A 10,117-nucleotide genomic window follows, 5' to 3' on the forward strand; every position below is an offset into this window, starting at 1 on the left:
CTTTGCGCTGTTTATTAATTTCCAGCATTTTTAATCCCCGTCAGCCGCTCCCAGAAATACGTCAGCGCAACGGAGCCCATCGCACCACTTATCCCAGAAGTCGCAAGTATCATGTAAATGCTTGCCCCGCTTTCAATACTTATTAACCCTGCAATAACCCCGGCAAATGCCGAAACGACGATCTGCGCAAGAGCATTTATCCAGCTCCATTTCGCTTTACCCTGCTTCACATCCATCAGGAATCGGACCAGACCGCCCCAACCAGCAATGATCAGCAGAGCCAGCCAGGTTATTCCGGCCATGCTCTCTTTGTCTTGCATACGATTTGCCATAGTTTCACCTCCGGTTTAACGGGGTGCTGTGTGTGAGGGGAACAGGCTTCACGGGCTGGATTAACAACAACACGCGTCGAGGATGATTCCCGTGAGCCTGAAATAAAAAAGCCCCAGCGAGTGCTGAGGCTTGTTGATTTTCATTGCTGCTATACGACGATGTGACAGGGGTACTGATGCAATGCATCTCGCGAATACCCCTGTCGTATCGCCGGAAAGCAAAAACCCCGCGTAGGCGGGGTTCTCGTTATGTTCAAATTGTCGCTTTTTAACGCTGCCGAGTGGCGCAGCTCTGCCAAGCATGAATGAATTATCTAACTTTCTGGGTGAAATTCAAGTTATTTTTCCATAATAATCACGATTACATATTTTTTGCCGTCAGAAAAACCTTTGACCTGAATATCTGGAGGCACCATTTAACACGCTCTCTGGCCTGATCTGACGTGAGCCACGGAGCTAACCGCTGCAGATCCCTGGTGATGTCAGATATTTTCTTTCGGGTTGTGTAGTAGCTCACGCCAACAACATAGATGGGATCGTTTGAATCAAACGCCTTGAGTACGCATTGTTCAACAAAATCGACATCATCATCATGGATAGCGGTGTCTATTACACTACTGGAAGCTTTCGGCCATAGAATTGCATGCGCCCGATTTAATGCCTGCTGCCCGCTAAAACCCTCCCCTCTTGCCTGCTCAATCGCAGCAGTAAAGCGCTCTAACGCTTTGTCTGACCATCGCATGCCCTTCTGCATCCTCCAGCAGGAATGGCTTGTAGGCTTCCTGGGGGCTGTTCCACCACATACGCTTCCCCCCCAGACGGTAAGAAGCGATTTTATCCAGGCTGACTGAATACCGGTAAGTAACACAGGGCGCCCCAAATAGCGCTTATGAACTACTGCCGCTACTTCATTGAGGGCTTTTTGATGTTTAAGGCGCTGCTGTGACGTCATTCAGCCACCTCATTTTTATTGATATGTCCGGGGATAATTTCAAAGGAGTTGGAGCACTGGTTTCCCCAGCGATCCCAGCCAGGCCAGAATTCGCGAGCAAATAGCTCTACGCGTGATACGTCTCCGTAAAGCTTCTCCAGCCGGTGGCGAACCTCCCACGGCTTTTCGCTGTGCTCGCCCAGGCATGAATACACAACTTGTTTGATCGATGCGTTGACGCGCTCCAGCCCAATACCGCGGGTAGCAATCAACAAATCCTCAGTGTTTGCCCTGGTGTAGTTGCCGCCGTTCATCCGTGTCTCGCTGTTGAGCATGGAAAGCAAATCGTTGAAATCCACCAGCTCACCTTCGGCTATCGCCTTATTGAATCGCCGCTCTGCATTTTGGTTGAGTTTTACCCACGTAAAACCCTTCATCGTGCGAATACGAAAGCCCCAGGCTTCAGCCAGCTCGATCGCTTCTTCCGTATGCGTGCCGGTGTACCACATTGCTAAAACAGCATCTTCAGCAGCCACTTCCCATACTGGTAAATGTTTAAGCTCTGAGAGGCTCATTGTGGCGTAGTGATTCTCTGCTGCACCATTGCTGATTTTGTTGCCGTATTGCCACGGCGGATCAACGTAGATAAGTTGGTATGTCATACGACCCCCATATAAGCGCGAATGAAAGCTGCAGCAGCCTGGGCGTTTATGGCGTTCCCGTAACCTTTCAGGCGGCCGACGCGGTTGCTGCTTGCCACTCTTGCCACCCCGGGCTCGACTCGTCCCATGCGTGCGGCAGCCCCATCAACCAGCGGGAATGTGCCGGGTTCAACTGGACGCCATTTGCCATCTCGACAAAAGAGCCAGTCCGCATCTCGCCAAAAACCGTTAACCTCAAGGGGCCGGTAATCCCCGCGAAGTCCTGCAGGCGCTGTTGGGTCTTGCTCCCGTCCTGTCGATACATATTCATAGCTGCATCCACTGATGGCGATCGTGTGTTGCTCGTTGTCGGCGTTGGCCATCCCATCATGAACGCCTGGCGCGGCAGCTGGTCCAGTCTGTCTTTCCCGTCCCGCTGCGCTGTCATCCCGGAAGTGTCTTTCCAGTCTCGGCTTGTCGGTGTTGTCCAGGCCGCCATCACTGCAAAGTCCTGTAGATTTGGCTGGCGACCGGCTTCCTTCCGCGCCAACACCTTGAGCCAGTCCTGGTAGCAGTTTTTGATATTGCTCGCCAGCGGACTCGGCCACCCAGTAAGCTCGCTCTCTGATGTGCGGCGCACCGATGCCCGCTGACGTGAACGGCACAAGCCCAAGGGCGTAGTCCAGTCCTTCCAGGTCTGTTTGTACAAGGTCGAACCAAGCATTTGCGTTACCTGCTGCAACCTGTTCGCCAAAGACATGCTGAGGTCGGAGCTCGCTGATGAGATGGAAGAAGTGGGGCCAAAGGTGCCGCTCGTCAGCAAACCCATCTCCTTTGCCTGCCGCGCTGAAAGGCTGGCACGGACAGGAGCCGGTCCAGACTGGTTTATCGTCAGGCCATCCGGCGAGGCGGAGTGAGTGAGACCAGACGCCGATTCCGGCGAAAAAGTGGCACTGGGTAAATCCTCTGAGGTCGTCAGGTGTGACATCTTCAATACTCCGTTCGTCAACTTCGCCCGGTGCGATATGACCACCGGCGATGAGATTGCGCAGCCATTGCGCTGCAAAGGGATCGATTTCGTTGTAGTAAGCCGCGGGGGTCATGCGTTGATCTCCCCTAACTCCTGAAGAACCTGCGCCAGCAGTTCGCTTTCAGTACCGAATTTTTCTTCCCAGGACTTACGGCCAGCATGAATAGCAACACCGTGACCGCCGGTGCGGTGGTGAGCATGGCATAGAGGGATTACATGGAAGTTATCAGCGCGAACGGATAGGCCCGTGCCAGAGCTGCAGTGATGGATTTCAGCCGGTGATTCACCGTAATCAAGGTTACGGCAAACAATGCAGCCAAGAGAGGCCACTCGGCTCAGATGGAGCTTTTCAGCTTTGTTCTTTGATTTGCTCATATCGCACCGCCTGGGTGCGACAGAAATACAGAAACACCAACCACAGCGTTAGCTAAGGTCAGTGTCAGGGAATGGGTAAAACGTATTGTCTGCGCCATCGGTTATTCTCCGTGGCACAGCAGTTGGTCGATTCGGTGTTCAGCCGATGTGATTATTATAAATCAGCTTGCTGCATATGAGCTATCATATTGGTGAATTTTGTTCGACTTTGTTGTGAATCTCCCAGATAAAATGTTGCTATAAATATCGCCATAAAAAAACCCGCCGAAGCGGGTCTCTTATTACAACTTAAGCAGCACTCTGCTCAGAGCAGCTACACACAGGAATCGGGAAAGGATGGCCCTTTCTCGCATGACGCATTACCCCATTGATACAAACAGAGTAGCGAAAAATGATTTCGCACGTCTTCCCGCATTTACTACAGGTTCCCATTGCCATAATCAGCAAGTCCCTGCATACCTGTAAACCCATACAGATTGCGAATTGTTGGGAGATCCGCTAAACTGAAATTGTCAAGTTTAAGTGTAGCGGTGGGTTACCTCCATACACGCCGGAAAGTTCCTAGGCTTTCCAACCCCTAAGCCCTGTTCCTAGCAGGGCTTTTTCATAAAAATTCAAACGAAAGCTGGTCCATATAAAAACCTAACTCCTTTAAAACCACCTCGGCAAACAAATCAGCTTGCCACTCAGCATCTTCAATTTCTAATGCTGGTTTATTACCTTTATGAAGAAGTGGGCGGTGCCCTAATACGAGATGCCCCAATTCATGGAAAAGCACAAAAAGTGCTTCTCGCTCTCCTTTGCATGCTAGTTCAAAAGTCCGGTTTGGCACGCTAATGGTCAAGGTGACAGGATCATAATGACCAGAGGTAAGGTCGTAGGTATCCCTGGTCCATATATGATCCTCAACCACATTCAACACAATCCCATAGTCACTTAACAGCTCAAACGCCTTATCAAGTTTTTTCTTCCTCTTTAAGTGCTTAAGATTGAAAAATGTACTGTAATTTATAGCCCTGCTGGTTATATCAATCATACTCATTGGTGCAACACGGTTTCCACGTAACACGTAAGCTGATGGTTCCAATGGTTATTCCTCAGTATGGTTTATGCTTTTCATCAGCTCGGCTATGCGCTTTAGCTGCTCCGGTGTCAGAGGAGATTTTGCAAATCCAGCTACTAACATCTGCTGGTTCTGAGATAAACCATCAAGAGAGACAAACTGATTAGAAACATCAGCTAGTTCCTGAAGGTTACCCAATTCATAACCCCTAACTTTAAAAAATGCCTGAATTTCCTTCACCCATTTTTTGGGGATCTTTTTACTTCCCGTTTCTAAACCACTCAGAAAAGCAGAAGTAACTCCCAGTGCCTGGGCCATTGTAAGCAGTGTGCAGTCGGTATCTATCCTCGCTTTTCTGACGGCCTTACCGAATTCAGTGAGTGCCATAGTTGATTCCTCGGTTTGCTGTGGGGGCAGGCTTATGCCTGTGATATTTTCAATATACCCAAATTTACCATGAAGCGATAAAAAGTAAACCATTTTGGTAAATTATTTTACACCGATGGTTTTTACTCAAAATTACTACTCAGGTAGCCTCGTATCGACCTTGCTGTGAACTTCCCACAGACTAATTCCGCAGCTGCCGCAGAAGTTAGCCAGGTAGTCCAACCCTGACCACTCCCGAACGCCACCGCGAGCAGCCTCGACAAAAACCGCGATATCCTTATCGCGCCATAAACCAAACAACCGCCAGCCTCCGCCGTCAGGGCTTTTTACCGCGACGATGCGGGTAAGAACTCCCGTGTTGAAAAGTTCTGTGAAGGCTGGCTTCTTCCTGGTTATCATTCGCATAAATAACAAACCTTAGATTTGTTGATAACAAATAGCGCGTTTGCGTTTTATGGCTTTGCGTTCTGCGGGGGATTTACTCACTGTTTTATCCCCTGCTCGGTGTTTTTCAGGTCGTTCTCTGCAAAGAGAATTGACGTTCTTGCGGAACGTAGCCGGGCCTTGGCGTTTTTCTCTTCGCGCTCCAGGTTGGCTACAGCCTCTCGCAGTTCGTCACGGCGGCGGTAAAGTTGCTCTATCTGTGTAACCACTCTCTCCCCATTTGTTGCGCACTGGAGGAGGTGGTCAAACGGATCAACCGCACAGCCGCAGCTGGTGCAATGCACTGTGCGCTCCTTTTCACTGACCTCAATCGACAGGTGCTTACAGCGTTGCTCTTCGTAAGCCTTCTTATCGGTTACGGTGATGTTCAGCAGCTTCTCTTCGTCGCGCTTTGGCTGCACCAGGGTGATGACGTTGTCGCTTTCATTTTCCATCGGGAACCTCCTGCGGGGCGGCTTCGACCATTGCGGCGTAGATGTTGTCGAAATTAACGCAGAATGTTTCGTCGCTATTGAACTCCACATCATCGCAGTTCATAGCAGCGGCTATCATTTCTTCTGTCGGCTCCTTCGGCACCATCACGTAACCATCCGGAATTACCGGAGAGTTGCCAGACTGGAGTATGGCGGCGCGCAACTTACCAGGCACATCAGCCCACACGCCAGAATAATAGCTAGTGTTAGGGTCGGTATGCTCCAGCAGGTCTTCTATCGCTGAGGCAGCCATACTCAGTAGATCATCCGGCACTACCGGCGATGGCTGCTCTTTGAACTCATCGGCATAGCGGATAACGCGGTCAATTAACCTCTGAATCCAGCGCTCAGACTGGAGGTTGAATTCCTCTTTCGACTCAGGCAATGCCATACCTAAAACACCAAGTGCTCTGTCCAGATTTTTGGGGATGAATTCGTTACCTACCGGCGCTGGCTGCGCGTGGCGATAGAGCTTCTCCCCTGGTTTCAGGGGGCATAGCATCCTGACTGATGGTCCAAGTGCTGCGCATATCCCAACATTCTGCGGCTGGTATACCTCCGCCACCGGCTCGCTGTCCATTGCGGCCAGCGCCATGCGGGCCAGTTCTTTGCTTTCTCCATGCTTCAGGAATCCATCTTCAGCGATTTCCTGCAGGCGTTCTCTGGTTAATTTGCTGGTCATTAGCTCAGTCTCCGTAATAGCTCAACGCTTCGTTTGCGGCTTCAACAGGATCGGCATCACGCCAGTTATAGATGCTGTTTTCAGGAACAAATGGCCAGCACTCAAGCTCCGCTTTGACCGCATCTTCACTTCGAGTGCATTCGAAAACCTGAGTTGAGAAGCGCTTAACCCACTCGCCATATTTCACGCGCTCAGGGTCGTTTTTAAAACGAGACAGAATTTTGCTGATCATTGGTTGGCTCCTCCAATGGTCTGGTGTCCCGCAGCGGTAAGCTCTACACGGTCGCGAACAGGGTTGAGGTAAACGGTCTTGATAAGCCCTTTTGACTTCAAACGCCTCGCGACAGCCGAGCATAGTGTGTCGGTGGATTCCCACCAGTAGCGATCGAATCGACCACGAAGCATCACCTGGCCTTCGCTGATAGCACGAAGAGTGTTGAGCTGATAATCGGTTAATTTCGCCATCTACTCAGCCTCCCACTTGATGCCAGCGGCGGTCAGTTTGTCTTCAACCATCTGCAATGCATTCGCCGCGCATTCGCTACACACTTCCCCGCAGCGCAATTCCAACTCGGTCGGCAGCTTCACGGTGACGGTGCTGCATAGCATCTGTTCAAGCAAATTCATGCGGCTATTTTTGACAAAATACCCAACAACTTCGCCATCTTCACAAACTGCCTCATTGCTAATTTCAGCGAATAATTCCTTTCTGCTAATCATCAGAAACCTCCACGCCTGCAGCGCGAATAGCGGCGAGTACATCCGATTTTTCGTAGCACTCAGTGACTCCGGCCCAAAGGCGGGTTGTGGGCAGCTTCACGGTGACGGTGCGGGACTCCAGCTCGGCGATGCGTTGCTCAAGCTCTTCAATACGCTGGACTGGCGTTTTTCCGGAAACCTTCTGAAAAGTCACTGTCATTTCGCCAAACTCGGGAACGTCATAAAGAAGTTCAAGATAATTTGTTGCGCCAGACCTAACGAACTCGCCAGCAAACATCATTGAGAACATGGCTGAAGCCAGCTCCCCTTTGAACAGAGATTCAAGATTTAGCGGCTCGCCAGCTTTTAATGCCTCTGCTGCTGATGTCATAACCTCTTTGAATTTTGATAACTCATCCGCTTCGTCCTGCGCCTTCTCCAGCGCCTCTACCAACTCAGAAGCGGCAGATTGATACAGGCTCCACAGGCGGTTGTAATCAGTGCCAGATAGCGTGCTGTTGCGGTATCCATCGGCGGTGCGCAAGCCTTCCAACGTTGACTTTGAAATGCAGATTTGAGTCATAACCCACGCTTCGAATTTCTCTCTCTGCGCCAGTTCGGTGATATCAGTCATTGGACTTTCCCTCGCTGCGGAACATCATGATTGTCAGATCGCCTTTAGTGGCCAGGCGAGCGGTAGAGCCAGGCTCCAGACTGTCAAGCTCGAACGCCTCATAAAACTCATTCACGGCCTTCTGGCGGCGAGATTCTTTGCGGCGCTTGTCCCACTGGCTAAAGGCGTTTTTAATAATCCACTGCCCTGTTTTAACCATGATGTATGCCCATCCCAGAATGGCTAAACCGGTATTGAGATAAGTGGCGATGCTCATTTGTCGGCCCCCTCGCGCAGCTGGGCGGGAAACGCCTTTCTTGCCAACTCAACTACGCCGAGAACCTCTGATTTCATCCAGTACGCGTCGTGCTCATAACTCGGATCACCTCGGTACATAGTGTCTAACGCCGTAATTTCCGCATCAAGCCACTCAATGACTTCAGACTGCGCATTAGCCTTAATCCCGGCTACGATGCGATCGGTGGCGGGGGTTTCCGGCTTAAGAGCTTCCAGAACCGCATGGATAACCTCAGTTTCGTTTTCGACCCACGACCACTCGGAGGTTTCATTCCAGTCGTGGTCCATGACGGCGGTTTCCATGAATGCATCGACTGCTTCGGATGGGATTTCCTTCTGGCTAAAAACAGCGCTCAGCGCCACATTCTCAGCAGCCATCTGCTGGTAAGCTTTAGCCAGCTCCAGATACTTCCGCTCTCTGATCGACAGCTCACCCGCCGACTCCAGCGACTGGATGAGCTCGTTTACTGCCTGTAGTGTGATTGTCATACAGCCTCCCCGAGCACCCAGCGCAGTGCATCAGCATATTCGCCGCTTGCACCCTCGAGGGCTTTAGTGATTTCTTTGCGTGATTTGATGCGTGGCTTTGTTTCACCGAGAACCTGGCGCTGCCGGCGGGCTTTTTCATGGCCGGTAGTGCCTGCGGTCGCCGCTTCGATTTCTGCTACCTTCTCCCGCTGTTCTTCAGGCTTCAGTGATGCCAGTTGACGAGCCTGGGTAACAGTGACGGAACCGGCCTCAACGGCATCTTTAACGGCCTGGGTGGCATCAAGTAGGGACAGTGTTGCGCGTACAGTCTGCACGCTACAGCCGAACATCAGCGCCAGGTCTTGCTCATCGTGTCCTCGTTCCAGCGCATCGGCCATTTTCTTCGCGCGGCCCAGCGGTGTATCGGCCTGGCGGATTTCGTTTGCACTAACCATCGCCTGAGCCATGCGAACAGCCGATCCGCGCTTAGCGACTGCTGGAACCAGCAGCGGAGTTTTTCCCTCTTTCACCAGGCGCTTGTTGGCTTCCAGGGTATGGCGTACACGCTGACGGCCATCAACCACGCAGGACAGGCCACTTTCTGGGTCTTTCCAGACGATGATCGGCTCAAGCACTCCCTGATCCATGATATTCAGCACCATTGCTTCGTTGATCGGCAGGTGGATACGTTCATCGTAGAGCGGGTGGGCCTTATCAGTGACCAGGTGTAGGTTTTCAGGTTCGAACGTTAAAACGTTCGTTTTGCCACTGGCGCCGTATACAACTTTCGAATCTTTAGCCATTTTTAACCTCGCTGTTATTCACCGCTGCCATCCATTTTTCTTCCAGAGCATGCTTCGCTTTTACTTTGCTGCCCGCCCAGTAACCATGCTGGACGCGATAATGATCATTCGGACATTTCAGGGCGCCAGAGCAGGCACCAAACGTATAATTCTTCCAGTGAAACTCAGGGGATAAGCCGCATTCAGGGCAAACAGGTAATTTCATTGAGCAACCCCGCGGCATTCCCTCAGGAGGTTTTCAAACATCATCCGCAGCCGGTTAGCGCACCCAAATGGCATATCGTTAAAGCGCCAGGTGATCACACCGTTACGCAGGCCGCTTTGAGTAATCTGCCCCGCTCCATGCAACTGGCGAAGCTGGCCATTCACTGACGCCATACCGCGACCCAGCGCAGTGGCGATTTCACGCGTGGTTAAATCAGAGTTAGCTTTGAGAAATTCGATCATCGTGATTTCACCGCAGTATTGTGTTTTCTTGGATTTGGTTGTTTTCATTGAAAAAACTCCTTAGCCTCTGAAACCTTTCGGGATATTGGTATCAACTTTGCCGCTAAACCCAAGATTGCCGCCAACCGCAAGGTTTACCGGGCACAGCTTCAGAGCCAACTCAGGCCATTTGCTGCGCAGCGTCTTCATGGTTTGAACCTTTGGGCACCAGAACTGATCGCGCTGAATACGCTCAATCATGGTGCGGATTTGGTCGTGGCTGCAGCCGTGCTCCTGGCGAAGCATCCGAACCTCTTGGGCCCATCCGACAAAGTTCGGTTCTCTCGGTTTTGCCAGAGAGCCGTCGAATTCAGCCGCTCGCTCGTACATTTCGATAATGGTCGACCAGAACCACATCGCGAGATCGAAGTCGTCATCGGTAGCCAGATTGCT

At 51.3% G+C, this 10,117-nt stretch carries 18 protein-coding genes and 1 pseudogene; all 19 read right to left on the minus strand.

What is annotated here, in order from left to right; translation table 11 throughout:
- Positions 1 to 14 precede the first annotated feature (14 nt).
- On the minus strand, positions 15 to 320 hold the full coding sequence (locus ACI2JR_RS27085; protein ID WP_462479977.1) for a phage holin family protein: 306 nt from the start codon (positions 318 to 320) through the stop codon (positions 15 to 17).
- A 373-nt stretch (positions 321 to 693) separates the two neighbouring features.
- Positions 694 to 1,284 carry a hypothetical protein gene (locus ACI2JR_RS27090; protein WP_462479961.1) on the minus strand — a complete coding sequence of 197 codons (591 nt, stop codon included), beginning with the start codon at positions 1,282 to 1,284 and terminating at the stop codon, positions 694 to 696.
- Positions 1,281 to 1,925, minus strand: coding sequence for an MT-A70 family methyltransferase (locus ACI2JR_RS27095; RefSeq protein WP_462479962.1), 645 nt, complete (start codon positions 1,923 to 1,925; stop codon positions 1,281 to 1,283). The genes ACI2JR_RS27090 and ACI2JR_RS27095 overlap by 4 nt, the downstream gene beginning before the upstream one ends.
- Positions 1,922 to 3,007, minus strand: coding sequence for a DNA cytosine methyltransferase (locus ACI2JR_RS27100; RefSeq protein ID WP_462479963.1), 1,086 nt, complete (start codon positions 3,005 to 3,007; stop codon positions 1,922 to 1,924). Before ACI2JR_RS27100 ends, ACI2JR_RS27095 begins: the two co-directional genes overlap by 4 nt.
- Positions 3,004 to 3,309, minus strand: coding sequence for a Ref family recombination enhancement nuclease (locus ACI2JR_RS27105; RefSeq protein ID WP_462479964.1), 306 nt, complete (start codon positions 3,307 to 3,309; stop codon positions 3,004 to 3,006). The genes ACI2JR_RS27100 and ACI2JR_RS27105 overlap by 4 nt, the downstream gene beginning before the upstream one ends.
- A gap of 604 nt (positions 3,310 to 3,913) precedes the next feature.
- Positions 3,914 to 4,396 (minus strand): ImmA/IrrE family metallo-endopeptidase, encoded by a 483-nt coding sequence (locus ACI2JR_RS27110; protein ID WP_462479965.1) that lies wholly within the window; start codon positions 4,394 to 4,396, stop codon positions 3,914 to 3,916.
- A gap of 3 nt (positions 4,397 to 4,399) precedes the next feature.
- Complete coding sequence (locus ACI2JR_RS27115; RefSeq protein WP_196094793.1) at positions 4,400 to 4,759, minus strand: helix-turn-helix domain-containing protein; 360 nt, start codon at positions 4,757 to 4,759, stop codon at positions 4,400 to 4,402.
- Positions 4,760 to 5,241: 482 nt separating this feature from the next.
- A complete protein-coding gene (locus ACI2JR_RS27120) occupies positions 5,242 to 5,637 on the minus strand; it encodes a hypothetical protein (RefSeq protein ID WP_462479966.1) in 396 nt (131 codons plus the stop codon).
- Positions 5,627 to 6,358: a hypothetical protein gene (locus ACI2JR_RS27125; protein WP_462479967.1), complete on the minus strand. Its 732-nt coding sequence runs from the start codon at positions 6,356 to 6,358 to the stop codon at positions 5,627 to 5,629. Before ACI2JR_RS27125 ends, ACI2JR_RS27120 begins: the two co-directional genes overlap by 11 nt.
- Positions 6,359 to 6,362: 4 nt before the next feature.
- Positions 6,363 to 6,590, minus strand: a complete 228-nt coding sequence (locus ACI2JR_RS27130; protein ID WP_462479968.1) for a hypothetical protein — start codon at positions 6,588 to 6,590, stop codon at positions 6,363 to 6,365.
- Entirely contained in the window at positions 6,587 to 6,823 is a 237-nt protein-coding gene (locus ACI2JR_RS27135) for a hypothetical protein (RefSeq protein ID WP_462479969.1), read from the minus strand. Before ACI2JR_RS27135 ends, ACI2JR_RS27130 begins: the two co-directional genes overlap by 4 nt.
- A complete protein-coding gene (locus ACI2JR_RS27140) occupies positions 6,824 to 7,078 on the minus strand; it encodes a hypothetical protein (RefSeq protein WP_462479970.1) in 255 nt (84 codons plus the stop codon). It abuts the gene before it with no gap.
- Entirely contained in the window at positions 7,071 to 7,691 is a 621-nt protein-coding gene (locus ACI2JR_RS27145; RefSeq protein WP_462479971.1) for a hypothetical protein, read from the minus strand. Before ACI2JR_RS27145 ends, ACI2JR_RS27140 begins: the two co-directional genes overlap by 8 nt.
- The gene (locus tag ACI2JR_RS27150) at positions 7,684 to 7,947 is read right to left on the minus strand and encodes a DUF4752 family protein (RefSeq protein ID WP_462479972.1); all 264 of its coding nucleotides are present in this window, start codon (positions 7,945 to 7,947) and stop codon (positions 7,684 to 7,686) included. Before ACI2JR_RS27150 ends, ACI2JR_RS27145 begins: the two co-directional genes overlap by 8 nt.
- Positions 7,944 to 8,456 (minus strand): hypothetical protein, encoded by a 513-nt coding sequence (locus ACI2JR_RS27155; RefSeq protein ID WP_462479973.1) that lies wholly within the window; start codon positions 8,454 to 8,456, stop codon positions 7,944 to 7,946. The genes ACI2JR_RS27150 and ACI2JR_RS27155 overlap by 4 nt, the downstream gene beginning before the upstream one ends.
- Complete coding sequence (locus ACI2JR_RS27160; protein WP_462479974.1) at positions 8,453 to 9,238, minus strand: ParB/RepB/Spo0J family partition protein; 786 nt, start codon at positions 9,236 to 9,238, stop codon at positions 8,453 to 8,455. Before ACI2JR_RS27160 ends, ACI2JR_RS27155 begins: the two co-directional genes overlap by 4 nt.
- Positions 9,231 to 9,443 carry a hypothetical protein gene (locus ACI2JR_RS27165; RefSeq protein ID WP_462479975.1) on the minus strand — a complete coding sequence of 71 codons (213 nt, stop codon included), beginning with the start codon at positions 9,441 to 9,443 and terminating at the stop codon, positions 9,231 to 9,233. Before ACI2JR_RS27165 ends, ACI2JR_RS27160 begins: the two co-directional genes overlap by 8 nt.
- Positions 9,440 to 9,733: a FaeA/PapI family transcriptional regulator gene (locus ACI2JR_RS27170; protein ID WP_462479976.1), complete on the minus strand. Its 294-nt coding sequence runs from the start codon at positions 9,731 to 9,733 to the stop codon at positions 9,440 to 9,442. Before ACI2JR_RS27170 ends, ACI2JR_RS27165 begins: the two co-directional genes overlap by 4 nt.
- Positions 9,734 to 9,745: 12 nt before the next feature.
- A pseudogene (locus ACI2JR_RS27175) lies at positions 9,746 to 10,117 on the minus strand (hypothetical protein); the annotation flags it as partial.

The organism is Klebsiella sp. NPDC088457 (assembly GCF_044900465.1).
Taxonomy (GTDB): domain Bacteria; phylum Pseudomonadota; class Gammaproteobacteria; order Enterobacterales; family Enterobacteriaceae; genus Klebsiella.